26 protein-coding genes are annotated in these 26,709 nt (G+C 61.6%); 23 read left to right on the forward strand and 3 right to left on the reverse strand.

Annotated features, from left to right (window positions below):
- Positions 1-93: 93 nt before the first annotated feature.
- The gene (locus DES43_RS10395) at positions 94-879 is read left to right on the forward strand and encodes an ATP12 family chaperone protein (RefSeq protein ID WP_035032360.1); all 786 of its coding nucleotides are present in this window, start codon (positions 94-96) and stop codon (positions 877-879) included.
- A gap of 194 nt (positions 880-1,073) precedes the next feature.
- Positions 1,074-2,963 (forward strand): MFS transporter, encoded by a 1,890-nt coding sequence (locus DES43_RS10400; protein WP_035032363.1) that lies wholly within the window; start codon positions 1,074-1,076, stop codon positions 2,961-2,963.
- A 201-nt stretch (positions 2,964-3,164) separates the two neighbouring features.
- Here the strand turns inward: DES43_RS10400 and DES43_RS10405 are convergent, their stop codons facing one another.
- Both DES43_RS10405 and DES43_RS10410 read right to left on the reverse strand, forming a co-directional pair.
- A complete protein-coding gene (locus DES43_RS10405) occupies positions 3,165-3,368 on the reverse strand; it encodes a hypothetical protein (protein ID WP_035032366.1) in 204 nt (67 codons plus the stop codon).
- Positions 3,369-3,470: 102 nt separating this feature from the next.
- Positions 3,471-4,100, reverse strand: coding sequence for a MarC family protein (locus DES43_RS10410; RefSeq protein WP_035032367.1), 630 nt, complete (start codon positions 4,098-4,100; stop codon positions 3,471-3,473).
- A gap of 242 nt (positions 4,101-4,342) precedes the next feature.
- On the opposite strand from DES43_RS10410, the gene gyrA reads away from it, so the two are divergent.
- Entirely contained in the window at positions 4,343-7,138 is a 2,796-nt protein-coding gene (gene gyrA / locus DES43_RS10415; protein WP_035032369.1) for a DNA gyrase subunit A, read from the forward strand.
- 24 nt (positions 7,139-7,162) lie between these two features.
- Here gyrA and DES43_RS22370 read toward each other — a convergent pair whose 3' ends face one another.
- On the reverse strand, positions 7,163-7,309 hold the full coding sequence (locus DES43_RS22370) for a hypothetical protein (RefSeq protein ID WP_166647727.1): 147 nt from the start codon (positions 7,307-7,309) through the stop codon (positions 7,163-7,165).
- A gap of 186 nt (positions 7,310-7,495) precedes the next feature.
- Between DES43_RS22370 and coaD the strand changes: the two genes are divergently transcribed.
- The 20 genes from coaD to glpK all read left to right on the forward strand — a co-directional run bounded on the left by coaD (position 7,496) and on the right by glpK (position 26,634).
- The gene (gene coaD, locus DES43_RS10420) at positions 7,496-7,996 is read left to right on the forward strand and encodes a pantetheine-phosphate adenylyltransferase (RefSeq protein ID WP_035032374.1); all 501 of its coding nucleotides are present in this window, start codon (positions 7,496-7,498) and stop codon (positions 7,994-7,996) included.
- Positions 7,997-8,009: 13 nt separating this feature from the next.
- Complete coding sequence (locus tag DES43_RS10425) at positions 8,010-8,594, forward strand: peptidylprolyl isomerase (protein WP_035032376.1); 585 nt, start codon at positions 8,010-8,012, stop codon at positions 8,592-8,594.
- A 25-nt stretch (positions 8,595-8,619) separates the two neighbouring features.
- On the forward strand, positions 8,620-9,135 hold the full coding sequence (locus DES43_RS10430; RefSeq protein ID WP_035032381.1) for a peptidylprolyl isomerase: 516 nt from the start codon (positions 8,620-8,622) through the stop codon (positions 9,133-9,135).
- Positions 9,136-9,153: 18 nt separating this feature from the next.
- Positions 9,154-9,603 carry a DMT family transporter gene (locus tag DES43_RS10435; protein WP_084496637.1) on the forward strand — a complete coding sequence of 150 codons (450 nt, stop codon included), beginning with the start codon at positions 9,154-9,156 and terminating at the stop codon, positions 9,601-9,603.
- Positions 9,603-10,679, forward strand: coding sequence for a tRNA preQ1(34) S-adenosylmethionine ribosyltransferase-isomerase QueA (queA, locus tag DES43_RS10440; RefSeq protein ID WP_035032384.1), 1,077 nt, complete (start codon positions 9,603-9,605; stop codon positions 10,677-10,679). Before DES43_RS10435 ends, queA begins: the two co-directional genes overlap by 1 nt.
- Positions 10,676-11,806 carry a tRNA guanosine(34) transglycosylase Tgt gene (gene tgt, locus DES43_RS10445; protein ID WP_035032387.1) on the forward strand — a complete coding sequence of 377 codons (1,131 nt, stop codon included), beginning with the start codon at positions 10,676-10,678 and terminating at the stop codon, positions 11,804-11,806. The genes queA and tgt overlap by 4 nt, the downstream gene beginning before the upstream one ends.
- A gap of 80 nt (positions 11,807-11,886) precedes the next feature.
- Positions 11,887-12,123, forward strand: coding sequence for an Lrp/AsnC ligand binding domain-containing protein (locus tag DES43_RS10450; protein ID WP_035032390.1), 237 nt, complete (start codon positions 11,887-11,889; stop codon positions 12,121-12,123).
- 160 nt (positions 12,124-12,283) lie between these two features.
- Positions 12,284-13,699, forward strand: a complete 1,416-nt coding sequence (locus DES43_RS10455) for a circularly permuted type 2 ATP-grasp protein (protein ID WP_035032392.1) — start codon at positions 12,284-12,286, stop codon at positions 13,697-13,699.
- A 105-nt stretch (positions 13,700-13,804) separates the two neighbouring features.
- The gene (locus DES43_RS10460; RefSeq protein WP_035032395.1) at positions 13,805-14,746 is read left to right on the forward strand and encodes an alpha-E domain-containing protein; all 942 of its coding nucleotides are present in this window, start codon (positions 13,805-13,807) and stop codon (positions 14,744-14,746) included.
- An 8-nt stretch (positions 14,747-14,754) separates the two neighbouring features.
- Positions 14,755-15,549, forward strand: a complete 795-nt coding sequence (locus tag DES43_RS10465) for a transglutaminase family protein (RefSeq protein ID WP_035032398.1) — start codon at positions 14,755-14,757, stop codon at positions 15,547-15,549.
- Positions 15,550-15,684: 135 nt separating this feature from the next.
- Positions 15,685-16,422, forward strand: a complete 738-nt coding sequence (locus tag DES43_RS10470) for a proteasome-type protease (protein WP_035032401.1) — start codon at positions 15,685-15,687, stop codon at positions 16,420-16,422.
- Positions 16,423-16,503: 81 nt separating this feature from the next.
- A complete protein-coding gene (locus tag DES43_RS10475; protein WP_035032437.1) occupies positions 16,504-17,277 on the forward strand; it encodes a DeoR/GlpR family DNA-binding transcription regulator in 774 nt (257 codons plus the stop codon).
- A gap of 112 nt (positions 17,278-17,389) precedes the next feature.
- Positions 17,390-18,910 carry a glycerol-3-phosphate dehydrogenase gene (gene glpD, locus DES43_RS10480; protein WP_035032404.1) on the forward strand — a complete coding sequence of 507 codons (1,521 nt, stop codon included), beginning with the start codon at positions 17,390-17,392 and terminating at the stop codon, positions 18,908-18,910.
- A gap of 13 nt (positions 18,911-18,923) precedes the next feature.
- Positions 18,924-20,003, forward strand: a complete 1,080-nt coding sequence (locus tag DES43_RS10485; RefSeq protein ID WP_035032407.1) for an ABC transporter ATP-binding protein — start codon at positions 18,924-18,926, stop codon at positions 20,001-20,003.
- A gap of 11 nt (positions 20,004-20,014) precedes the next feature.
- Positions 20,015-21,112, forward strand: a complete 1,098-nt coding sequence (locus DES43_RS10490) for an ABC transporter ATP-binding protein (protein ID WP_035032410.1) — start codon at positions 20,015-20,017, stop codon at positions 21,110-21,112.
- 1 nt (position 21,113) lies between these two features.
- Entirely contained in the window at positions 21,114-21,980 is an 867-nt protein-coding gene (locus DES43_RS10495; RefSeq protein WP_035032413.1) for a carbohydrate ABC transporter permease, read from the forward strand.
- A gap of 1 nt (position 21,981) precedes the next feature.
- The gene (locus tag DES43_RS10500) at positions 21,982-22,899 is read left to right on the forward strand and encodes a carbohydrate ABC transporter permease (RefSeq protein ID WP_063608044.1); all 918 of its coding nucleotides are present in this window, start codon (positions 21,982-21,984) and stop codon (positions 22,897-22,899) included.
- 2 nt (positions 22,900-22,901) lie between these two features.
- Positions 22,902-23,189 carry a DUF2160 domain-containing protein gene (locus DES43_RS10505; RefSeq protein ID WP_035032416.1) on the forward strand — a complete coding sequence of 96 codons (288 nt, stop codon included), beginning with the start codon at positions 22,902-22,904 and terminating at the stop codon, positions 23,187-23,189.
- Positions 23,190-23,267: 78 nt separating this feature from the next.
- The gene (locus DES43_RS10510; protein WP_035032419.1) at positions 23,268-24,992 is read left to right on the forward strand and encodes an ABC transporter substrate-binding protein; all 1,725 of its coding nucleotides are present in this window, start codon (positions 23,268-23,270) and stop codon (positions 24,990-24,992) included.
- A gap of 142 nt (positions 24,993-25,134) precedes the next feature.
- Positions 25,135-26,634: a glycerol kinase GlpK gene (gene glpK, locus DES43_RS10515; protein ID WP_035032422.1), complete on the forward strand. Its 1,500-nt coding sequence runs from the start codon at positions 25,135-25,137 to the stop codon at positions 26,632-26,634.
- The last annotated feature ends 75 nt before the right edge of the window (positions 26,635-26,709 follow it).

The raw sequence follows: 26,709 nt of genomic DNA on the forward strand, positions 1-26,709 counted from the left end.
AAGCCGGAGCAGCGGCAGCACGGTTCGTCAGAATGCCCGCCGCTCCAGACCGGGACTACGCGTCGTGCCCTTCGGGCGAGACAGGAGATCGACATGCGCGACATGCTGAATGACATCGAGGCCGGCGCACATCTTTCGGACCCCGATCCCACCCGGCGCGCCCAGATCCAGATGCGCACGCCCTTGCCGAAGCGCTTCTACAGCCAGGCCGGCGTGGTTCAGGAGGCGGAGGGCTTTGCCGTCCAGCTCGATGGCAAGCCGGTGCGCACGCCCGGCCGCAATCTGCTCAAGCTTCCGACACAGGCGGCAGCGAAGCTGGTTGCCGGCGAGTTCGAGGCGCAGGGCGAGACCATCGATCCGGTGACCATGCCGGCGCTGCGGCTGGTCAACACGGCGATCGACGGCGTGGCGAGCGATCCGCAGGCCGTGCTGGAGGACATTCTGCGCTTCGCCTCTTCGGATATGCTTTGTTATCGCGCCGAGGGTCCGCAGGGGCTTGTCGAGCGCCAGAACACGCATTGGGACCGGGTGCTCGACTGGGCGCAGTCCGCGATCGGAGCGCGCCTGAACCTTGCCGAAGGTGTCATGCATGTCGAGCAGCCGCGCGAGTCCATAGCCGTTCTCGGAGCATGGCTTGCGCGCCGCAACGACGCTTTCCGGCTGGCTTGCCTGCATGTGATGACCTCGCTTACGGGATCGGCCCTGCTGGCGCTGGCGGTCGAGGCGCATGAACTCGATGCCGGTGCCGCATGGCTTGCCGCGCATGTCGATGAGGACTGGCAGGTCGAGCACTGGGGGCAGGATGCCGAGGCCGTTGCCCGCCGCTCGCAGCGCCATCGCGATTTCCGTGCGGCCGCCGAACTGCTTCAGGCGCTCTGAGCGCAGGGCGAGACAGCGTTTATTCACTTTCGCTTTATTAGACCAAAGTCATAATTCCAAAGGATTGGTGCCGCTTTTCGCGGGTTTCTGTCACTTTTTGCGTGATGGCGCTCACTTTTTGAGTCCGCGTCCATTCGCCTTCGACGACGACAGGAGGGTTGTCGCGAAGGCTGCAAAAATGGAGGAGACCCCCAATGGCAATGGCATCCACTGCCGGCGGCTCAAGCCGCGGCATGACGCGGGAGGAGAAGAAAGTCATCTTCGCCTCTTCGCTCGGTACCGTGTTCGAATGGTACGATTTCTATCTCTACGGATCACTGGCCGTATTCATCGGTTCGACTTTCTTCAGTCCGGCAATTCCGGAAGCGACACGCAACATCTTCGCGCTGCTTGCCTTCGCAGCCGGCTTTCTGGTGAGGCCGTTCGGCGCACTGGTGTTCGGCCGTCTGGGAGATCTGGTCGGGCGCAAGTACACCTTCCTCGTCACCATGATCATCATGGGCATGTCGACCTTCCTCGTCGGCATTTTGCCCGGCTATGCAAGCTGGGGCATTGCCGCGCCGGTCATCCTGATCTTCCTGCGCATGCTGCAGGGCCTTGCGCTCGGCGGCGAATATGGCGGCGCCGCGACCTATGTTGCGGAACACGCACCGGACGACCGCCGCGGCTTCTACACGTCGTGGATCCAGACCACGGCGACGCTCGGCCTGTTCCTGTCGCTGATCGTCATCCTGATTGTCCAGGCTTCGCTCAGCGCGCAGGACTATGCTGCGTGGGGCTGGCGCATTCCGTTCATCGTGTCGTTCCTGCTGCTCGGCATTTCGATCTGGATCCGGCTTTCGCTCTCGGAATCGCCGACGTTCAAGCGAATGAAGGAGGAAGGCAAGACCTCCAAGGCTCCGCTCTCGGAAGCCTTCGGCCAGTGGAAGAACGCCCGGATCGCGCTGCTGGCGCTGCTCGGCCTCACTGCCGGTCAGGCGGTGGTGTGGTACAATGGCCAGTTCTATGCGCTGTTCTTCCTCACCAACGTGCTCAAGGTCGACGCATGGTCGGTCAATATCATGATCGCCGTAGCTCTTGCCGTGGGATCGATCTTCTTCGTTGTGTTCGGATGGCTGTCGGACAAGATCGGCCGCAAGCCGATCATCATGGCCGGCTTCGTTCTCGCCATCCTGACGACGTTCCCGCTGTTCAAGGCGCTGACCTGGGCTGCCAACCCAACGCTTGCCGCAGCACAGGAGAACGTTCGTGCAACGGTGACGGCAGCCCCCGGCGACTGCAAGTTCCAGTTCAACCCGGTCGGAACGGCGAAGTTCACCACGTCGTGCGATATCGCCACGTCGTTCCTGACCCGCAACTCGGTGCCTTATGACGTGGTGGTAAGTGCGGCGCCGGGGACTGCGGCCACAGTCACGATCGGCGACGAGACCGTGGAATCCTTCGACGCCATCGCCGCGGGCGATGACGCCAAGGCAAGGGAAGCGGCTTTCGCCAAGGGCATCAACATTGCCCTTCTGGACGGCGGCTATCCCATGCGGCGCGCCACAAGCGTGGTTCCCGACCAGAAGCTCGACGCTTTCGTTGCGGCAAATCCGGAGCTGAACCTCGACGCTGCGGCGATCCGTGCCGGGGAGGCGAAGACGCTTCCGGTTGCGCAGGCCATTGTCGACAAGGTGATCACCGCGGAAGAAGCTGGTGGCGCCACCGAGGTTACGGCCTACAGCATACCCAACTCCGGTGCGTTCGCCATGTATGCCGATCCGGACAAGGTGAACTGGCCGCTGACCATCGGCATCCTGTTCATCCTCGTCATCTATGTGACGATGGTCTACGGGCCGATTGCGGCGATCCTGGTCGAAATGTTCCCGACCCGCATCCGCTACACCGGCATGTCGCTGCCCTACCATATCGGCAATGGCTGGTTTGGAGGTCTGCTCCCGGCCACGGTGTTCGCGCTCAGTGCCTACAAGGGCGATATCTACTTCGGCCTGTGGTATCCGGTGGCAATTGCCGCCATGTCCCTGATCGTCGGCCTGCTGTTCGTAAAGGATACGCTGGGAACCAACCTGTCCGCCAACGACTGACATCGACGCTGGAAATACGGTGTCGCCCCGCCTCATTGGCGGGGCGCCGCTTTTTTGGGGGGCACGCTTATGGTTAGGGGCGTCCCGGATCGGAAATGCCTAGATCATTTCATCGTTTCTCCGAATCGATGAAATGACCTAACTATTTGTTTATAGTGCATTTGTGCGACGCCAAATGTTTCCATTTGGCTGCAAAATGCTCTAGTGGCTCGAACCGATCACGGCTCCGAGCGCTGCCCCTCCAAGGCCGCCGACCACCGCGCCGCCGGTTCCACCTACCGCCGCGCCGGCAAGCGCGCCCGATCCGGCTCCGATGGCAGCGCCGCTGGCCGTCCTCATCGCCTGCGAGGAACCGCAGGCGGACAGCGACAGAGCGGCCAGGGAAATGATCAAAATCCTGCTCATATCGTTTCTCCAGACGTGCTGACTTCGGCAGAAACTCCGCAATGAGGGTTAAAAATTCACTTCTTTGCTGCGTTCACGCACCTGCCGTTGTGGCAGGTTGCGTCAGCCGGCGATGAGTGCCTTCACGCCATCGGCGACGAATTGCACGGCGAGCGCCGCGAGGATCACGCCGAGCAGGCGGGTGAGAATGGAGCGGCCGGTCTCGCCCAGAATGCGGTCGATGCGCTCGGCAAGCAGGAACACCAGATAGGTGACGGCCAGACATACGAAGATTATGCCGACAAGCGCTGCCTGACCGGTAAAGCCCCGGAACGAGCCGGACAGCAGAACGGTGGCGGAAATGGCGCCGGGGCCTGCGATCAGCGGAATGGCAAGCGGGAAGGCTGCGATGTTGTGAATGTGGTCGCGGGTGATGGCGACATCCGAAATTTTCTCCTTGCGATCGTTCCGCTTCTCGAAAATCATCTCGAAGGCGATGAAAAACAGCAGAAACCCGCCTGCAACGCGGAAGGCTGCCAGCGTGATGCCGAACACGGAAAGAATCGCCGCACCCGCCACCGCGAAAACGGCGAGCAGCACAAAGCCGATCACGCTTGCGCGGATGGAGACCTGCTTGCGCTCGGCGCGGTTCATGTTGCGCGTTACCGCCAGAAAGATGGGCGCCAGTCCAGGCGGGTCGATCGTCACGAGAAGGGTGACGAACGCATTGAAAAGACTGTCGAAATTTGGCATCTGGATATGTCCCCTGTTATTTCAGGCTACCGGAATGCAGTCGCTGGCGCCAGTTGCCGGGCAGGCTTATTCGGGCAGATGGCACCCAACTGGTCCGCGGCTGTCGTGACGATTTCCCCAAAAATCGCATATCCATTTGAAATAACGTCGAAAATCAGTTCTGGAAAAGATCGTTCGATGTTGGAGAATCCGGCCCCGTTCCTATATAAGACGGGAATGATTCCCAACACGTGTGACCTGATTTGACCGACCACAAAACACCGAGCGGTGCCGACGGCGATCCGAACGGCATCGAACCGATTTCCATCGTCGAGGAGATGCAGCGCTCCTATCTCGATTACGCCATGAGCGTGATCGTCAGCCGCGCCCTGCCTGACGTTCGCGACGGCCTCAAACCTGTCCACCGGCGCATTCTTTACGCCTCGCATGAGAGCGGCTACCACTGGAACCGCAAATATGTGAAGTCGGCCCGTCCCGTTGCCGACGTGATGGGTAAATACCACCCGCATGGCGACGCCTCGATCTATGACGCTTTGGTGCGCATGGCTCAGGACTGGTCGATGCGCGTTCCGCTCATCGACGGACAGGGCAATTTCGGCTCTATCGACGGCGATCCGCCGGCGGCGATGCGCTACACCGAGGCGCGCCTCGCCAAGGTCGCGCATGAACTTCTGGAGGACATCGACAAGGATACGGTCGATTTCCAGGACACATATGACGCCTCGGGAGCGGAGCCGCGTGTCATCCCGGCGCGGTTCCCGAACCTTCTGGTCAACGGTTCCGGCGGTATCGCGGTCGGCATGGCGACCAACATCCCGCCGCACAATCTTGCCGAGGTGTGCAACGGCGCCATTGCCATCATCGACAATCCCGCCATCGAACTGACCGACCTGATGGAGATCATTCCCGGTCCGGATTTCCCGACCGGCGGCATCGTTCTCGGCCGTTCGGGCATCTATAATGCCTACTCGACCGGGCGCGGCTCCATCGTCATGCGCGGCAAGGTCGATATCGAGCCGATCCGCGGCGACCGCGAGGCCATCGTCATCACCGAGGTTCCCTTCCAGGTGAACAAGGCCTCGATGATCGAGAAGATGGCCGAGCTGGTGCGCGACAAGCGCATCGAGGGCATCTCCGACATTCGCGACGAAAGCGACCGGCAGGGCTACCGTGTCGTCATCGAGCTGAAGCGTGACGCCAATGCCGAAGTGATCCTCAACCAGCTCTACCGCTACACGCCGCTGCAAACCTCGTTCGGCGCCAATGTGGTGGCGCTGAACGGCGGCAAGCCGGAAGTGCTGACCCTCATCGACATGCTGAAGGCTTTCGTGACCTTCCGCGAGGAAGTCATCAGCCGGCGCACCAAATATCTGCTGCGCAAGGCGCGTGAGCGTGCGCATGTGCTGGTCGGTCTGGCGATCGCGGTGGCCAACATCGACGAAGTGATCCGGTTGATCCGCACCGCGCCCGATCCGCAGACGGCGCGCGAGCAGTTGATGGAGCGCCGCTGGCCGGCAGCCGATGTGGAATCGCTGATCCGCCTGATCGACGATCCGCGCCACCGCATCAACGATGACGGCACCTACAACCTTTCCGAGGAGCAGGCGCGCGCCATCCTCGAACTGCGCCTTCAGCGCCTGACCGCGCTCGGCCGCGACGAGATCGGCGACGAGCTGAACACCATCGGCGAGGAGATCCGCGACTATCTGGACATCCTGTCGTCCCGCGCGCGCATCCAGCAGATCGTCAAGGACGAACTGGCTGCGGTGCGCGACGAGTTCGGCACGCCGCGTCGCACCGAGCTTGCCGATGGCGGCGCGGACATGGACGACGAGGATCTGATCCAGCGTGAGGACATGGTCGTCACCGTCAGCCATTCCGGCTACATCAAGCGCGTGCCGCTGTCGCTCTACCGGGCGCAGCGTCGGGGCGGCAAGGGCCGCTCGGGCATGTCGACCAAGGACGAGGATTTCGTCACCCGGCTGTTCGTGGCCAACACCCACACGCCGGTGCTGTTCTTCTCCTCCCGCGGCATCGTCTACAAGGAGAAGGTGTGGCGCCTGCCGGTGGGCAGCCCGCAGTCGCGCGGCAAGGCGCTCATCAACATGCTGCCCCTGCAGCAGGGCGAGCGCATCACCACCATCATGCCGCTGCCCGAGGACGAGGCAAGCTGGGGCGAACTGGACGTGATGTTCGCGACCACGCGCGGCACGGTTCGCCGCAACAAGCTGTCGGATTTCGTTCAGGTCAACCGCAACGGCAAGATCGCCATGAAGCTCGACGAGGGCGACGAGATCCTCGGCGTCGAGACCTGCACTGAAAACGACGACGTGCTGCTCACGGTGGCGTCGGGCCAATGCATCCGCTTCTCCGTTTCGGACGTGCGGGTGTTCGCCGGCCGCAACTCGGTCGGCGTGCGCGGCATATCGATGGCTCAAGGCGACCGCGCCATCTCCATGACCATTCTCGAGCATGTCGATGCCGATGCGTCGGAGCGCGCTGCCTATCTGAAGCGTTCGACCGCCGAGCGGCGCATGTTGTCCGGCAATGGCGACGAGGAGGAAATCGCGCTCACCAATGAGGATGTTGGCGAGGATGCCCAGCTTTCCGAGGAACGCTACGAATTCCTGAAGATGCACGAACAATTCGTGCTGACGGTCACCGAATTCGGCTACGGCAAGCGCTCGTCATCCTACGACTTCCGGCTGACCAATCGTGGCGGCAAGGGTATCCGCGCCACCGATGTCTCCAAGGTCGATGAAATCGGCCCGCTGGTGGCGGCGTTCCCGGTCGGCAACGAAGATCAGATCATGCTGGTGTCCGATGGCGGAACGGTCATCCGCGTGCCGGTGCACGGAATCCGTTTCGCCAGCCGCGCCACCAAGGGCGTTACCATCTTCAACACGGCCGAAGGCGAAAAGGTGGTGTCGGTCGAGCGCATTTCGGAGCCGGGTTCCGACGAGGACAATGGCGACGGGGAGGGCGAGAGTGCCGAGGCTCCCGTGTCCGGCGCAGAGGGCGGGCCGCAGGTGGAGTAATCCGCTGCGGCTCAATCTGCTCCCCTACATCTGGTAGGGATTGCGCGAGCGCAGGGGAAAGCCACGGTTGCGGCGAGGGGAACGGCTGCGCTCGGCTTCCTGATGCAATCCGAAAACCGTGGCGATCAGCATGGCGATGGTCATGGCGGCGGCAAGCATATAGATGATCATGAGCGTATCTCCTGCGATTGTAACGCACGGGTGCGGCTTTGGTTTCATCCTGTTGCCGGGCAAGGTCGTCGATTCGGCTTGAATGGCTTCCGACACTTCCGTTCATCCTGCGTTCATCTGCCGGAAACCTCTTTGGCCAGGCCAATGCGTTGCGTTTGGCCTCGGCTGTCTCTAGAAGCGAATGCCATGACCGAACGCATCGCCATCTACGCAGGGTCGTTCGACCCGCTCACCAACGGACACCTGGACGTGCTGAAGGCGTCGCTCGCCATCGCCGACCGGATTTACGCCGCCATTGGCATTCACCCCGGCAAGAAGCCTCTGTTCTCTTTCGAGGAGCGCGTTGGCCTGATCGAGACCGTGGCCGCGCAGGAGTTCGGTCCCGATGCGAAGCGTCTGGCGGTGGTTGCATTCGACGGACTTGTCGTGGATGCGGCGCGCAAGCACGGCGCCTCCATCATGATTCGGGGCCTTCGTGATGGCACCGACCTGGATTACGAAATGCAGATGGCGGGCATGAACGAGGTCATGGCGCCGGAATTGCAGACGATCTTCCTCCCGGCGAGCCCGTCGGTACGAACCATTACCGCCACACTCGTGCGCCAGATCGCTTCCATGGGCGGCAATATCGAGCCGTTCGTGCCGGCTGCGGTCGTGGAACCGCTGACCGCCAAATTCGCGAAATAGCTGGAGACACCCAATGATGCTCAAGAAGCTCGCGGCCTTAGCCATCGTGGTCGGCGGTCTTGCCGCTGCCGCGTCGCCGGCCTTTGCCGCCGAACCGGAGGATACGCTGGTCCTCACCCTCAAGGACGGCGACGTGACCATTGCGCTGCGCCCCGATCTTGCGCCGAAGCATGTCGAGCAGATCAGGAAGCTGGTGCGCGACGGTGCCTATGACAACGTCGCCTTCCATCGCGTGATCGACGGTTTCATGGCGCAGACCGGCGACGTGCAATATGGCGACATGGAAGACGGGTTCAATCCGCGTGCCGTCGGCACCGGCGGTTCGGACCTGCCGGATCTGCCGGCCGAGTTCTCGAACGAGAAGTTCGAGCGCGGCATCGTCGGCATGGCCCGCGCGCAGGATCCGAATTCCGCCAATTCGCAGTTCTTCATCATGTTCGCGCCGGCTTCGTCGCTGAACGGCAGCTACACCGTGATCGGCAAGGTCGAGAGCGGCATGGACAAGGTGGATAACATCAAGAAGGGCTCCGCCGCGCAGAATGGCTCGGTGGCCGACCCCGACCGCATCGTCAAGGCGCGCATCGCCGCCGACAACTGATCATTTCCAGGAAAGGATTTTTGACATGGCCGAGATCAAGGACCGTGAAAACGCGCTCATCATGGAAACCACGCAAGGGCAGGTGGTGATCGAACTCTTGCCCGACCTGGCTCCGGGGCACGTCAACCGCATCAAGGAACTGGCGCGCGAAGGGGCCTATGACGGCGTCGTCTTCCACCGCGTCATCGAAGGCTTCATGGCGCAGACCGGCGACGTGAAGTTCGGCAAGACCGATTCAAAGGACTTCAATCCGGGCCGCGCAGGCATGGGCGGCTCCGACAAGCCGGATCTCAAGGCCGAGTTCTCGAACGTCAACCATGGTCGCGGCACCTGTTCCATGGCCCGCGCCCAGAACCCCAATTCCGCAAACTCGCAGTTCTTCATCTGCTTCGAGGACGCCTCGTTCCTGAACCGCCAGTACACGGTCTGGGGTCAGGTCATCGAAGGCATGGACAATGTCGACAAGATCAAGCGCGGCGAGCCGGTGCAGAACCCCGACAAGATCGTATCGATGAAGGTGGCGGCGGACGTCGCCGCCTGAAGCTGAAGGATAAGAGCGGTGGCGGGTATTTTCTGGGCGTTGCTCGGCGTCATGGCTGGCGCTTTCGTCGCCATTCAGGCGCCTATCAATGCCGATCTGGCGCGGAGCCTCGGCTCCCCGCTGGCCGCCGCCGCCATCTCCTTCCTTTCGGGGGCCATCGTTCTGGGCGTGGTCACCTTCATTGTCACCCGCTTTCAGGGCGTTTCCATTGGCTGGCGCGAGCCGGAGCCCTGGCTGTTCGTAGCCGGCGGCGTGCTTGGTGCCGTCTATGTCACCACCAATATCCTCCTCATTCCGCGCATTGGCGCTGCGGCGCTGATAGCCTTCTTGATCACCGGGCAGCTCATTGCAGGCATGATTATCGATCGTATCGGATTCATGGGCATCGCGGTGCGTGAGATTTCCCTCGGTCGTCTCGGCGGTGCCTGCCTGCTGATCGTCGGCGCCGTGATGGTGCGCTATCTCTGATGCGTGTCGATCTGTTCGATTTCGAGTTGCCTGACGAGCGCATCGCCTTGCGCCCCGCCGAGCCGCGCGACAGCGCACGGCTGTTGAAGATTCTGCCCGGTGCACCGCCCGAAGATCTGACCGTGCGCGATCTGCCGTCCTTGCTTCGGGCAGGCGATGTGCTTGTCTTCAACGATACCAAGGTCATACCGGCGCAGCTTAAAGGAATGCGCCGGCGCGCAGAAGCCGTCGCACAGGTCGACGCGACGTTGCATATGCGCGTCGGTCCCGACCGCTGGCTGGCCTTTGTGCGTCCCGGCAAGCGCATCGCCGAGGGCGACCGCATCCATTTCGGCCATGACGGAAACTCCTGTTTCCTCGGCCAGCTCGACGCAACCGTGCTGGAAAAGCGCGAGGGTGGTGAGGTGCTGCTGGGCTTCGACGTTTCCGGGCCGTTTCTGGACGAGGCGCTGCACAGCGTCGGCCATATTCCGCTGCCACCCTACATCGCCTCGAAGCGGAGCGACGACGAGCGCGACCGCTGCGATTACCAGACCATCTATGCGCGCGAGGAGGGCGCGGTGGCCGCGCCCACGGCGGGCCTGCATTTCACGCCTGAATTGTTCGCCGCGCTGGATGAAAAGGGTGTCGAGCGCCGTTTCGTGACCCTGCACGTCGGTGCCGGCACTTTCCTGCCCGTGAAGACCGATGACACGGACGAGCACAGGATGCATGCCGAAAGCGGCTCCGTATCGGCGGAAACGGCCACTGCGCTGAATGCGGCGCGGGCGCGGGGCGGGCGCATCGTTGCGGTCGGCACGACCTCGCTGCGCCTGCTGGAAAGCGCTGCGGCGGAAGACGGCACCGTGAAGGAATGGTCCGGAGCCACGGACATCTTCATCACCCCCGGTTACCGTTTCAGGACGGCGGACATGCTGATGACCAATTTCCACCTGCCGCGCTCCACGCTGTTCATGCTGGTTTCCGCCTTTTCGGGGCTGGATACGATGCGGGCAGCCTATGCGCACGCGATTTCGACGGGCTACCGGTTCTATTCCTACGGCGACGCCAGCCTCCTGTTCAGGCAGATGACATGACCACGAGTTTTTCCTTCCGGCTGATCGCCACCGATGGCGGTGCGCGGCGCGGCGAAGTCTCCATGCCGCGTGGCACGGTGCGCACCCCGGCATTCATGCCCGTCGGCACTGGCGGCACCGTCAAGGCCATGTATATGGATCAGGTGCGCGGCACGGGCGCCGACATCATCCTTGGCAATACCTATCACCTCATGCTGCGGCCGGGTGCGGAGCGGGTGGCGCGGCTGGGCGGCCTGCATGAGCTGGCGCGCTGGCCATGGCCGATCCTCACCGATTCCGGCGGCTTTCAGGTCATGTCGCTGTCGAAGCTGAGGAAGCTGACGGAAAATGGCGTGACCTTCCGCTCGCACATCGACGGCGCGCCCTATGAAATGACGCCGGAGCGCTCGATCGAGATTCAGGGCCTGCTCGATTCCGACATCCAGATGCAACTGGACGAATGCACGGCGCTGCCGGCGAAGCATTCCGAGATCGAGCGCGCCATGGAATTGTCGTTGCGCTGGGCGGAACGCTGCAAGGTGGCGTTCGGCGACCAGCCCGGCAAGGCGATGTTCGGCATTGTGCAGGGCGGTGACGATGCCGGTTTGCGGGTGCGTTCCGCGCAGGCACTGAAAGTGATGGACCTCAAAGGCTATGCGGTCGGCGGGCTTGCCGTGGGCGAGCCGCAGCCGGTTATGCTGGACATGCTTGAAATCACCTGTCCCGAGCTGCCAGGCGACAAGCCGCGCTATCTGATGGGCGTCGGCACGCCGGACGACATACTGAAGTCGGTGGCGCGCGGCATCGACATGTTCGATTGCGTGATGCCGACGCGGGCAGGGCGGCACGGTCTTGCCTACACGCGGCGCGGCAAGGTCAATCTGCGCAATGCCCGCCATGCCGACGATCATCGTCCACTGGATGAGGAGAGCGATTGCCCCGCGGCGCGCGATTATTCCAGGGCCTACCTGCACCATCTGGTGCGCTCGCAGGAGGCGTTGGGCGCCATGCTGCTGACCTGGAACAATCTTGCCTATTATCAGCGCCTGATGCAGGACATCCGCGACGCCATCGAAGCCGGGCAGTTTGCCGATCGGGCTGCCTCAATCACCGAAGGCTGGGCGAGAGGCGACATCCCGGCGCTGTAGGCCCCCGGCTGGCCGGCTTGCAAGCCGCCAGCCAAACTGCGACAACAGATCATCACAACGGAATGCGGACTGGACAGGCGATGAAGACGTTTTTCGTGCAGATCAAGTGCGATCTCGGCAAAGCCTATGAGGTTGCAAGCGAACTTGCTGATGCCGAGATTGCGTCCGAGATCTATTCCACCGCCGGCCAGTACGATCTGCTCGCCAAGTTCTATGTCGACGATGACGAGGACATTGGTCACTTCGTGAATCAGCGGGTGCAGATCATTCCTGGTATCAAGGATACCTTCACGATGGTGACCTTCCGCGCTTTCTGAGCTGACCGTTTTTGCGGCAGATATTGCCCTGAAACCTGCTGTTGTGCCTTGTGCGCCGGCAATACTCTCCTGTTTTGCCCATTCGTGCCGGCTAAGTTGCGATTGCGCTTGATTTTCTCCCCGCAGGTCATGTCAAATGATGCCGATGGGGAGAACGCGCTTGGCGGCATTCGATGAGATGCTTCCGGATGCATCATCCGGACCTAGAAAGCCCTACACGGCCTATGAGCGCTGGCTCAGGGAACAGGATTCTGCAAGACTGACGGAGAAAATGGAGGATGCCGAGCGGGTGTTCCGCAAGACCGGCATCACTTTTGCCGTCTACGGAGAGCAGGAGGCATCGGAGCGCCTCATCCCCTTCGATATCGTTCCACGCATTATCTCGGGCCGCGAATGGCGGCGCCTGACGCAAGGCATCGAGCAGCGCGTCCAGGCGCTGAACGCTTTTCTGGACGACATCTACCACCGGCAGGAAATCCTGCGCGCGGGCCGCATTCCGAAGGAACTGATTGCCAGAAATGCGGCCTTCCTGCCGGAAATGATCGGCGTGCGGCCGCCGGCGGGCGTCTACACGCATATCATCGGTGTCGACATCGTGCGCACCGGCGAAGATGAATTTTATGTGCTGGAGGACAATGCCCGCACTCCGTCCGGCGTCTCCTATATGCTGGAGAACCGCGAGACGATGATGCAGCTCTTCCCGGAGCTTTTCCAGAAAATCCGGGTCTGCCCTGTCGAGAACTATCCGCAATTGCTGCGCCAGTCGCTTGCGGAAGTGGCTCCATCCGGAGCGGGCAGCGAGCCCACCATCGCAGTGCTGACGCCCGGCAGCTACAATTCCGCCTATTTCGAGCATGCCTTCCTGGCTGACCAGATGGGCGTGCAACTTGTCGAAGGGCAGGATCTGCGCGTGGTAAACGGCCATATCGCCATGCGCACCACCGAGGGCTACAAGCAGATCGACGTGCTCTATCGCCGTGTCGATGACGCGTTCCTCGATCCGCTGACATTCCAGCCGGACTCCGTGCTCGGCGTGGCCGGCATCATGGACATCTACCGGGCCGGCAACATCACCATCGCCAATGCACCCGGCACCGGCATAGCCGACGACAAGGCCATCTATTCCTACATGCCGGAGATCGTGGAGTTCTACACCGGCCGCAAGGCGATCCTCGGCAACGTACCGACCTGGCGCTGCTCGGAACCGGACAGCCTGAAATATGTGCTTGAGCACATTGCCGAACTGGTCATCAAGGAGGTTCACGGTTCCGGCGGATACGGAATGCTGGTGGGGCCGGCCGCCGCTAAAGCCGAACGGGAAGCCTTCGCCGCCAAGCTCGCTGCCAACCCCGGCAACTATATCGCCCAGCCGACGCTGGCGCTCTCGACCTGCCCAGTGCTGACGGAAAAGGGGCTGGCGCCGCGTCATGTCGACCTGCGGCCCTATGTGCTGGTCTCGGATCGCATCCGTATCGTGCCGGGCGGGCTGACGCGGGTGGCGCTGAAGGAAGGATCGCTGGTGGTCAACTCCTCCCAGGGCGGTGGCACCAAGGACACCTGGGTGCTGGATGACTGAAGAAAGGATGGCGAAACCGATGCAGCATGTTGCCGGAACAGGAGACATGAAACCGCGCCGGAGCCCCGTTTGCCACCCAATGTCAGCTTGTTGCGGGTAAACCTCATGCTCCTCGGCCGCACTGCAAACGGACTCTACTGGATGAACCGCTATATCGAGCGGGCCGAGAACATGGCGCGGCTTGTCGATGCGGGACTGCGTATGGCGCTTACCCGCACCGAGGACGCGTCCGGGGAATGGCATTCGGTCGTTGTGAGCGCCGGTTCCGATGCCGCATTCGCAAACAGAAATACCGAGTACAGCGCCGCTACCGTTACCGATTTCCTGCTGCGGGACACCTCGAATCCTTCCTCGGTCATGTCGTCCATGGAAACCGCCCGCAACAATGCGCGGATGGTGCGCACGGCGCTGACGCGCGAGACCTGGGAAAGCATCAACGAAGCCTGGATGGCGCTGAAGCGCATGCTTGCCGCCCCGATTGACGACCGTGAGCTGCCGGCCGTTCTGGATCGCATCAAGCGCGAGACAGCCCTGATCCGCGGCGCTTTTTATGGAACCATGCTGCGCAACGAGATTTTCGATTTTTCACAGCTCGGAACCTATGTGGAGCGCGCCGACAACACCGCACGCATTCTCGACGTCAAATATTATGTGCTGCTGCCGTCGATTTCATGGGTGGGCTCGACCATGGACAATTACCAGTGGGAGTCGATCCTGCGGTCGGTTTCGGCGCACCGGTCCTACCGCTGGAACTACGAGGCCACCTACCGGCCGGCCAATATCGCGGATTACCTGATCCTCAACGGTCGCATGCCGCGTTCGCTCGCTTTCTGCTACCGCTTCATCAACGAGCATCTCGAACTGCTGGCCGAGGATTACGGCCAGCGCCATGCCTGCCACGAGACGGCGCACAAGACCCGGTCGTTGCTGAAGGCAGGCTCGATCAAGGACATATTCGACTCCGGCCTGCATGAATTTCTGGTCGACTTCATCCGGGACAACATACGGCTGGGCGACGAAATCGCCGCCGACTACAGCTTCTGTTGAGGTGCGGCATGAGGCTGAAGATCGTTCACCGGACCGAATATGCATATGACGCCCCGCTGCACTATGCGTTGCAGCGCCTGCGTCTTACACCTGCAAGCGGACCGACGCAGACCGTCCACTCATGGTCGCTGGATATAGAAGGCGCGCGCGAGGAAGTTTGCTTCAGGGACCAGTTCGAGAATGAAACGAGGCTGGTCAGCGTGGAAGGCGCACCGCACCGCATCGTCGTTCAGGTCAGCGGCGAGGTCGATACGCTCGATACGGCGGGCGTCTTCGGCACGCGCTGCGGTTTCGCTCCTTTATGGCTGTTTTGCCATGAAACGCCACTGACCCGGCCGGGTAAAGGCGTTGAGGAGCTTGCCGTCATGGCCGGGGACGGTCCGGAACTGGACAGGCTGCACCGCCTGATGGCGCTGATCCGCGACCGCGTCAGCTATACGACGGGAACGACCACGACGCATACGACCGCCGAGGAGGCGCTTGCCCAGGGTGCCGGCGTTTGTCAGGATCACAGCCATGTCTTCGTCTCGGCCGCCCGTGCCATGGGTTTCCCGGCACGCTACGTCAGCGGCTACCTGATGATGGAGGGGACCGTCGAGCAGACGGCCAGCCATGCATGGGCCGAAGCCTTTGTGCCGAAGCTGGGATGGGTGGGATTCGATGCATCCAACGGTATTTCACCCGACCAGCGCTATGTGCGCATTGCCGTGGGACGTGACTATCAGGATGCCATGCCCATCTCCGGCATACGGTTGGGTCAGGCGGAAGAACGGCTTGCGGTTGCGATCACAGTGGAGCAGTAATGCCGCCTAAAGCATGTCGCCCGAAAGTGGGAACCGGTTTCGGGACAACGACATGCGCAACAACAAGAACTTAAAGCGTAAGGAGCGAATCTGGAAGATCGCGACACGCTTCATAATGCCGCCGGAACAGATTCCATGACCTATTGCGTAGGATTGCAGATCGATCGCGGGCTCGTGTTCATGTCGGACACGCGCACCAATGCAGGCATGGATTCCATCTCCAGCTTTCGCAAGATGCATGTATGGGAAGAGCCCGGTGAACGTGTCATCGTGCTGATGTCCGCCGGAAACCTCGCCACCACGCAGGCGGTTGTCAGCCTGCTGGAGGAGCGCAGCAAGGCCGTTCCCGACCGTCATTCCACGGTTATGGAAACACCGTCCATGTACCAGACCGCCAGGCTGGTTGGCGATACGGTGAAGGAGGTGATCGCAGGATCTGCCCCCGCCGGGCAGAACGCCGACGCATTCGGCGCATCCTTTATTCTGGGTGGCCAGATTCGCGGCTCCGAGCCGCGCCTTTTCATGATCTATCCGGAGGGGAATTTCATCGAGGCAACGGAGGATACGCCGTTCTTCCAGATCGGGGAAACGAAATACGGCAAGCCGATCCTCATCCGCGCCTACGACCGGCAGATGACTTTCGCGGAAGCCGCGAAGCTCATGCTCGTTTCCTTCGATTCCACCCTGAAGTCGAACCTCTCGGTCGGTTTGCCGCTGGATCTGCTTTTCTACGGGCGCGACAGCTTCAGGGTGAGCCTGAAGAAGCGCATCGGGCAGGACGACACCTATTACCGCACCGTTTCGGACGGGTGGTCAGCCGCCCTGAAGGCTGCTTTCCAGCAACTTCCGGATTTTCCGGACCAGGCTCCGTAACGTAAGCCTTTTTGCTGTTCATCGATTTCGCTTTCGTTTAAAAACGAAAAAACGAAAAGGAGCTGAAGCAGCATGCTGGATGTGTATCTGCCGCCACGCCACGCCGAGATCCTGCAAATGGCGAAAGACAAGGGCAGGGTGCTGGTTGACGACCTTGCCGCCCATTTTGCGGTGACGCCGCAGACCATCCGCAAGGATCTCAACGATCTGTGTGAGCGGCGCCTGCTCAGCCGCGTCCACGGCGGCGCCTTGTTCCCGTCTGGCATCGAGAACATGGAATACGAGGCCCGCCGCAAGATCGCGGCTGATGAAAAGGACGCCATCGGCAAGGCCGCCGCCGCCCTCATTCCAGACAGTGCCTCTCTGTTCATCAACATCGGCACCACCACGGAGGCCGTCAGCAAGGCGCTTCTCGATCATTCCGGCCTTATGGTGATTACCAATAACATCAATGTTGCCAACAGGATGCGTGTATATCCTTCCATAGAGGTGGTGATCGCAGGCGGCGTGGTGCGGGGCTCGGACGGGGGCGTGGTCGGCGAGGCCGCGGTGGATTTCATCCGGCAGTTCAAGGTCGATTATGCGGTGATCGGCGCTTCCGCCATCGACCATGACGGAGCTCTGCTCGACTTCGATTTTCGTGAGGTGAAAGTGGCGCAGGCTATTATTGCCAATGCCCGCCATGTCATTCTCGTGTCGGACCGCACCAAGTTCGAGCGCACCGCCCCGGTTCGGATCGGGCATCTCTCGCAGGTCAATACCTTCATCACCGATCGTTGCGATATCGATTCCGTGCGCAGGATCTGCACGGAATCCGATGTCAGCCTGATCGAGACTGACAGGTCCGGTGGATGAGTGCCGGATTTTCGTCATATTTCGTTTGACATTCGTATTTAGTTCGAAATAATTCTCTTACGGTCGCGGCGGGGGTTGAATTGCTGCGCTGCGAAACCGTGGGAGGCATCTGGTGGACCACACCCCGATTTATGACATTTTTGTCGTCGGCGGCGGCATAAACGGCTGCGGTATCGCCCGTGATGCGGCCGGAAGGGGCTATTCCGTGTTTCTGGCCGAGATGGACGATCTGGCCAGCGGCACGTCCTCCGGTTCCACCAAGCTGATCCATGGCGGGCTTCGTTATCTCGAGCATTACGAGTTCCGGCTGGTGCGCGAGGCACTGATGGAGCGCGAGGTGCTTTGGCGCAACGCGCCGCATATCATCTGGCCGATGCGCTTCGTGCTGCCTTATGCCAGGGGCCTGCGGCCTGCCTGGATGCTGCGGCTCGGCCTGTTCATTTACGATCACATAGGCGGACGCAAGCTGCTGCCACCCACGCGCACGCTCGACATGCGCACCGATCCGGCCGGAAAACCGCTGAAGCCGATTTTCTCGAAGGCTTTCGAATATTCCGATGGCTGGGTCAACGACGCCCGTCTCGTGGTGCTCAATGCGCGCGACGCCGCCGACCGCGGTGCGCAGATACGCACCCGCACCGAGCTCGAGGACGCCCGTTTCGAGGATGGCGTGTGGACCGTCCTGCTGCACGATCGCACCGGCGAAACCCATTACGAGGTCAGGGCGCGGCTGATCGTCAATGCTGCCGGCCCGTGGGTCGATCATGTGCTGTCGCAGGCGCTCGGCCGTAATGACGTTCACAATGTGCGGCTCGTGCAGGGCAGCCATATTGTCGTTGCCAGAAAGTTCGACGATCCGCGCGCCTATTTCTTCCAGAACGCCGACGGTCGCATCATCTTCGCCATTCCCTACGAGGAAGATTTCACCCTCATCGGCACGACCGATCAGGACTACACCGGCGATCCGCATGGCGTGAAAATCACGGACCACGAGGTGGATTACCTCTGCTCCGCCGCCAGCGAATACTTCACGGAACCGGTAAGGCGTTCGGATATCGTCTGGACCTATTCCGCGGTTCGGCCGCTCTATGATGACGGCGCATCGAAAGCGCAGGAAGCCACGCGTGACTATGTTTTGCGTGTGGAGCCGGGTGAGGGGCCCATCGTCAACGCATTCGGCGGCAAGATCACCACCTACCGGCGCCTGTCGGAGGCCATGCTCGACAAGATCGGGGACATTCTCGGCAAAAAGGGCAGGCCATGGACGGTGAAGGCGCCGCTTCCGGGCGGTGACTTCCCGGCTACGGCTTATGACGCGCAGGTGGAAAAGCTTAAAAAGGCTTATCCTTTCCTTGAGCTTCGTCACGCGCGCCGTCTGGTGCGTCTCTACGGTACGCGGGCAGGCGATCTGCTCGGCCTTGCAAGATCGGTCTCCGATCTCGGCCGCCATTTTGGCGCCGACCTGTACGAAGCGGAGGTGCGTTATCTGATTGCCAACGAATGGGCGATGACGGCCGAGGACATATTGTGGCGCAGGACCAAGCGTGGCCTCAGGCTGACATCCGGCGAGGCTACGGAACTGGATGAATTCATGAAGGGCCTTGGCCGCCGGCATTCGGCCGCGGCAGAGTGACGGGAGGGGTCCAATGCTTGAATTGCGTAATGTTTCAAAGGTGGTAGGAGGCGAAACTCACATCGATGATGTGTCGCTTTCACTTGTCCATGGATCGCTCAACGTGCTGCTGGGGCCAACGCTTTCCGGCAAGACAAGCCTGATGCGGCTGATGGCGGGCCTGGATACGCCAAGCTCTGGCTCGGTCTGGTTCGACGGCAAGGATGTGACCGGCATTCCGGTGCAGAAGCGCAACGTCGCCATGGTCTACCAGCAGTTCATCAACTATCCGGCGATGACCGTCTACGAGAACATCGCATCGCCGCTGCGGGTGGCCGGCAGGGACAGGGCCACGATCGACCGCGAGGTGCGACGGGCTGCCGAACTGCTCAAGCTTACGCCTTATCTGGATCGCACGCCGCTCAATCTCTCCGGTGGCCAGCAGCAGCGCACGGCGCTCGCGCGCGCCATCGTCAAGAACGCCAGCCTCGTGCTCCTCGACGAGCCGCTGGCCAACCTGGACTACAAGCTGCGTGAGGAACTGCGGCTTGAGCTGCCGCGCATTTTTGCGGAGGCAGGCACAATCTTCGTCTACGCCACCACGGAACCGCACGAGGCGCTGCTGCTGGGTGGCAACACGGCGACCCTTTCGCAGGGGCGAGTGACACAATTCGGACCGACGGTGGAAGTGTTCCGCAAGCCGGTCGATCTGTTGACCGCGCGAACCTTCGCCGATCCGCCCCTCAACACCATCGTATTGGTCAAGAAGGGCGAGAGCTTCCTTCTCGATGGAGGCATCAGCCTGCCCGTTCCCGCCGATATCGCGTCCATAGCGGATGGTAACTACACGATCGGCTTCCAGCCGCACCATCTGTCGCTGGAACGGACGGATGCCGCTTCAGTTCCGGTGCGCGCAAAGGTGTCGGTTACTGAAATCACCGGCTCGGAGAGCTTCGTCCATCTCGATTTCGCGGATGCACGCTGGGTCATGCTGGCGCATGGCATCCATCAGTTCGAACCGGACGAGGAGATCGAGGTCTTCATCGATCCCCGCCACGTCCTGGTTTTCGATGCCGCCGGCCGTTCCGTCGCGGCTGCGCGGCAGGCGGCATAGGAGCGCGCGACATGGCACGCATCGATCTCGACCACATCCGCCACTCTTACCTGCCCAATGCCACGAGGGAGGAGCATTTCGCGCTTCGCGAAGTGCATCACAGCTTCGAGGATGGCGGCGCCTACGCGCTGCTCGGGCCTTCCGGATGCGGCAAGACCACGCTGCTCAACATCATTTCCGGATTGCTGAAGCCCTCGCATGGCAAGCTTCTGTTCGACGGCAAGGACATCACAAGGCTGTCGACGCAGGAGCGCAACATCGCGCAGGTTTTCCAGTTCCCCGTCATCTACGACACCATGACCGTCTACGACAATCTGGCCTTCCCGCTGCGCAATCGCGGTGTGCCGGAGGCAGAAGTCAATCACAAGGTGCGCGAGACGCTGGATATGATCGACCTTGTCGACTGGGCGAAGCGCAAGGCGCGCGGCCTGACAGCCGATCAGAAGCAGAAGATTTCGCTGGGCCGCGGGCTGGTGCGCTCCGACGTCAATGCGATCCTGTTCGACGAGCCGCTGACGGTCATCGACCCGCATATGAAATGGGTGCTGCGCTCGCAGCTCAAGCAGCTTCACCGGCGCTATGGCCACACGATGATCTATGTCACCCATGACCAGACCGAGGCGCTGACCTTCGCCGAACATGTGGTGGTCATGTACGACGGCCAGATCGTGCAGATCGGCACGCCGGCGGAGCTGTTCGAACAGCCGCGTCACATCTTCGTCGGCTACTTCATCGGCTCCCCGGGCATGAACTTCCTGCCTGCCGAGATCGAGGGCAGGGCAGCGAAAATCGGCGGGCAGCGCATCGAACTGCCCGGCGCGCCGGCCCTGAACGGCGGCAAGGTGGAGCTTGGCATCCGCCCCGAATATGTGCGTGTGGGCAGGGAAGGCATGCCGGTTTCCATCACGCGGATCGATGATGTCGGCCGCCACAAGGTGCTGCGCGCCGATCTCGAAGGTCAGGCGATAGCGGCGATCGTGGGTGAGGATGCGGAGATTCCGGCGGAGCCGCGCATCCGTTTCGAACCTGCCGGCATCAATATCTATGCCGATTCATGGCGGGTGGAGATGCAGGGCGGGCCGGCAAGCCATGGCGGGAAGGGGGGCTGATATGGACAAGACCTGGAACAACAAGGCGTGGTTCCTTGTGCTGCCGGTGCTGGTTCTGGTGGCCTTCTCGGCCGTCATCCCGCTGATGACGGTGGTGAACTATTCGGTTCAGGATACCTTCGGCAACAACCAGTTCTTCTGGGCCGGAACCGAGTGGTTCGAGGAACTGCTGCACTCCGACCGCTTCTGGGCGGCGATGGGCCGCAATCTCATCTTCTCCTTCATCATCCTCGCTATCGAGGTCCCGCTCGGCATATTCATTGCGCTGAACATGCCGCGCAAGGGATGGGGCGTTCCCGTCTGCCTGGTTCTGATGGCCCTGCCGCTGCTCGTTCCCTGGAACGTGGTCGGCACCATCTGGCAGGTGTTCGGCCGCACCGATATCGGCCTGCTCGGCTACACGCTCAACGCCATCGGCATCGATTACAATTATGTGCGCGATCCGTTCGATGCATGGATGACGGTCATCGTCATGGATGTCTGGCACTGGACCAGCCTCGTGGTCCTGCTGTGCTATGCCGGTCTGGTGTCCATTCCCGACGCCTTCTATCAGGCCGCAAAGATCGATGGCGCGTCGCGCTGGTCCGTGTTCCGCTACATCCAGTTGCCCAAGATGCAGCGCGTGCTGCTCATCGCCGTGCTGCTGCGCTTCATGGACTCTTTCATGATCTACACGGAACCCTTCGTCGTTACCGGCGGCGGCCCCGGCAACTCGACGACATTCCTGTCCATCGATCTCGTCAAGATGGCGCTTGGCCAGTTCGATCTGGGGCCTGCTGCGGCAATGTCGCTGGTCTACTTCCTGATCGTGCTGCTCCTGTCCTGGGTGTTCTACACCGTGATGACCAACTACGATGCGGAGCGCTGATATGGCTGGTGTCAACGAACGCACTGAACAGGCGGTAGCGGCGCAGGCCGGCTCGCAAAAATCGTCATCCGGCATGTCGCAGGACGCCATCGCCCGCCTGATGAGGCGCCGCGGCGAGGAATCGAAATGGTGGTGGGTCGTTCCCACGCTTTACATCGTGTTCCTGATGCTGCCGATCTACTGGCTCATCAACATGAGCTTCAAGACGAACAGCGAGATCATCTCCTCGCTGACGCTCTATCCGCATGAGCCGACGCTCAGGAACTATCGCATCATATTCACCGATGCATCCTGGTATTCCGGATACATCAACTCGATCATCTATGTCGTTATAAACATGGTGATCTCGGTGGCTGTCGCTTTGCCGGCCGCCTATGCTTTCTCACGCTATCGGTTCCTTGGCGACAAGCACCTGTTCTTCTGGCTGCTGACCAATCGCATGGCGCCACCGGCGGTGTTCGCGCTGCCCTTCTTCCAGCTCTATTCGGCATTCGGGCTGATCGATACCCACATTGCCGTGGCGCTGGCACACTGCCTGTTCAACGTGCCGCTGGCGGTGTGGATCCTTGAAGGCTTCATGTCGGGCGTGCCGAAGGAGATCGACGAGACCGCCTATATCGACGGCTATTCCTTCCCGCGCTTCTTCGTGAAGATCTTCATGCCCCTGATCGCCTCGGGCATCGGCGTGGCCTGCTTCTTCTGCTTCATGTTCTCATGGGTGGAACTGCTGATCGCGCGCACGCTCACCACCACCGATGCAAAGCCCATCGCCGCGGTCATGACCCGCACGGTCTCGGCGTCGGGCATGGACTGGGGCCTGCTCGCCGCTGCCGGCGTGCTGACGCTGATCCCCGGTGCGCTCGTCATCTGGTTTGTCCGCAACTACATCGCCAAGGGCTTCGCCCTGGGGAGGGTCTGATCATGAACCTCGATCTGTCCTGGATGGCGTGGACCTGGCCGACCGCCACCTTCTTCATCGTGATTGCCCTGCTGCTCGCCGGCATGAGCGTGTGGGAATATGTCTCGCCGGGAGGAAACCCGCGTGTTGGCGTGCTGCGCTTCGAGACGACACGCGGCGACCGCCTCTTCATATCGCTGCTCGGCAGCGCATTCATCCATCTCGCATGGCTGGGGCTCGTCGGTCCCAGCCTGTGGTGGGCTCTCGCTCTCTCCGTGGTCTACGCCATTCTGGTGTTTCGCTACGCATAGGGGGAGAAACTGTTGGTTCGGCCGCATGCCGGCGGCCGCTCCGGGCATACGCATAACTTTTAACAGTGGAGGAAACTCATGCGACGGCAGCTTCTAACATCGACGACAGCGCTCGTCCTCCTGCTTGGCGCCGGCAGCGCCTATGCGGGCATGGACGAAGCCAAGGCATTCCTGGACAAGGAGATCGGCGACGTCTCGTCGCTCTCCCGTGCCGACCAGGAAGCCGAGATGCAGTGGTTCATCGACGCCGCCAAGCCTTTCGCGGGCATGGAGATCAAGGTCGTCTCGGAAACCATCACGACGCACTCCTACGAGTCTGAAGTGCTGGCCCCGGCATTCTCGGCCATCACCGGAATCAAGGTGACGCACGACCTGATCCAGGAAGGCGATGTGGTCGAGAAGATCCAGACCCAGATGCAGACGGGTCAGAACCTCTACGATGCCTGGGTCAACGACTCCGACCTGATCGGCACGCACTGGCGTTACCAGCAGGTGCGCAACCTGACCGATTTCATGGCCAACGAAGGCAAGGATGTCACCAATCCGAACCTCGACCTCGAAGACTTCATCGGCCTGTCATTCACCACCGCGCCGGACAAGAAGCTCTACCAGCTTCCCGACCAGCAGTTCGCGAACGTCTACTGGTTCCGCTACGACTGGTTCAACGACGAGAAGAACAAGGCCGACTTCAAGGAGAAGTACGGTTACGACCTTGGCGTTCCGGTCAACTGGTCGGCTTATGAGGACATTGCCGAGTTCTTCACCGGCCGCGAAATCGACGGCAAGAAGGTCTATGGCCACATGGACTACGGCAAGAAGGACCCGTCGCTCGGCTGGCGCTTCACCGACGCCTGGCTGTCCATGGCCGGCAATGGCGACAAGGGTCTGCCGAACGGCCTGCCGGTTGACGAGTGGGGCATCAAGGTCGACGAAAACAGCCGGCCGGTCGGCTCGTGCGTGGCGCGTGGTGGCGACACAAACGGCCCGGCCTCGGTCTATGCCATCCAGAAGTATCTGGACTGGCTGAAGGCTTACGCTCCGCCCGCCGCCCAGGGCATGACCTTCTCCGAATCCGGGCCTGTTCCGGGGCAGGGCGAGGTTGCGCAGCAGATCTTCATGTACACGGCCTTCACCGCCGACATGGTCAAGGAAGGTCTTCCGGTGATGAACGAGGACGGCACGCCGAAGTGGCGTTTCGCTCCGTCGCCGCATGGCGTCTACTGGAAGGAAGGCATGAAGCTCGGCTATCAGGACGTGGGCTCGTGGACGCTCATGAAGTCGACGCCTGACGACCGCGCCAAGGCCGCATGGCTTTATGCGCAGTTCGTCACCTCCAAGACGGTGGACGTGAAGAAGGCCCATGTCGGCCTCACCTTCATCCGCGAAAGCACGATCCGCCACGAAAGCTTCACCGAGCGTGCGCCGAATCTCGGCGGTCTGGTCGAGTTCTACCGCTCTCCGGCCCGCGTGCAGTGGTCGCCCACAGGCACCAACGTTCCTGACTATCCGAAGCTTGCCCAGCTCTGGTGGCAGGCGATCGGCGATGCTTCCTCGGGCGCCAAGACCGCTCAGGAGGCCATGGACTCGCTCTGTGCCGAGCAGGAAAAGGTGATGGAGCGTCTGGAGCGTTCGGGCGTGCAGGGTGATTTCGGGCCGAAAATGGCCGAAGAGCACGACCTCGAATACTGGAACAAGGATGCTGTGGCGAAGGGCAACATCGCGCCGCAACTCAAGATCGAGAACGAGAAGGAGCAGCCCCAGACCGTCAACTACGACGAACTGGTCAAGAGCTGGCAGGAATAATCCTTCACGCAGATACGACGGGGGCGGTTCAGCCGCCCCCGTACTGCATCTTCGATAAGTCATCCAACGCACAGCCTTGCATCTTCGCCGCCAAAGCGGAAAGGATGCCGCTACCGATTTGCATCAACGACGAGAGAACGCCGTGGACGGATTCATCCTCGCCATCGACCAGGGAACCACGTCGAGCCGGGCAATCCTGTTCGACAGGAAACGACAGGTCGTCGGTGTCGGCCAGAAGGAATTTGCCCAGCACTATCCCGCCTCCGGCTGGGTCGAGCACGATCCGGAGGAAATCTGGGAGACGGTTGTCGCGACTGTCAGGGAAGCTCTCGGCAAAGGCAACTGCCGCGCAGGCGATGTCGCGGCAATCGGCATCACCAATCAGCGCGAAACCGTCGTCATCTGGGACAAGGCAACGGGCAAGCCGATCCACAATGCCATCGTCTGGCAGGACCGGCGCACCGCTCAGATCTGCGCAAAGCTGAAGAAGAAGGGGCTTGAGCCGAAATTCACTCGCAAGACCGGCCTGCTTCTCGATCCGTATTTTTCTGGCACCAAGATCGCCTGGATGCTGGACAAGGTGAAGGGCGCGAGGAAACGCGCCGAGAAAGGCGAACTGCTCGCCGGCACCATCGACAGTTTCCTGATCTGGCGGCTTACCGGCGGCAAGGTACATGCCACCGATGCCACCAACGCCTCACGCACGCTTGTCTACAATATCGAGAGGAACGAGTGGGATTCAGAGCTTCTTCGTATTCTCGAAATTCCGTCCTCGCTCCTGCCCGAAGTGAAAGACTGCGCGGACGACTACGGCGTGACCGATGAAGGGCTGTTCGGAGCCGCCATTCCCATTCTCGGCGTTGCCGGCGACCAGCAGGCGGCGACCATCGGGCAGGCTTGTTTCCAGCCGGGCATGATGAAGTCCACTTACGGCACCGGCTGTTTCGCGCTGCTCAACACCGGCGGCGACCTCGTACGCTCGAAGAATCGGCTGCTGACCACCATCGCCTACCGGCTTGGCGGCCGGACGACCTATGCGCTGGAAGGGTCGATCTTCATCGCCGGAGCGGCGGTGCAATGGCTGCGCGACGGGTTGAAGATCGTCAGCCGCGCCGACGAGACGGGCCCGCTGGCGCGGCAGGCCGATCCGGCGCAGTCCGTCTATCTCGTACCGGCCTTTGTCGGGCTCGGCGCGCCGCACTGGGACGCCGAGGCGCGGGGGGCGATCTATGGTCTGACCCGCAACACCGGCCCGGCCGAATTCGCGATGGCCGCGCTCGAATCGGTTGCTTACCAGACCCGCGATCTGCTCGACGCCATGCACAAGGACTGGAAATCGAACGGTGCCGATACCGTCTTGCGGGTGGACGGCGGCATGGTGGCCTCCGACTGGACCATGCAAAGGCTAGCAGACATGCTCGACGCGCCTGTCGACCGCCCCACCATTCTGGAGACGACGGCTCTCGGTGCCGCGTGGCTGGCCGGATCGAAGGCGGGCGTGTGGCCGGGCATGGAGGAATTCGCCAGCAGCTGGGCGCTCGACCGGCGCTTCGAGCCTGAAATGGATGACGCAACGCGCACTGCGAAGCTCAGGGGATGGCGCGACGCGGTGCGGCGTACGCTAGGGTCGAGACTCAATTGATCCACCATGTGATGATTGCGGCAATGAAGATTGCTGCGGCGAAGTTTGTTGCCAGCTTGTCGTACCGTGTTGCGA

Origin of the sequence: Aquamicrobium defluvii (genome assembly GCF_004363725.1) — a bacterium.
Classification (GTDB): domain Bacteria; phylum Pseudomonadota; class Alphaproteobacteria; order Rhizobiales; family Rhizobiaceae; genus Mesorhizobium; species Mesorhizobium defluvii.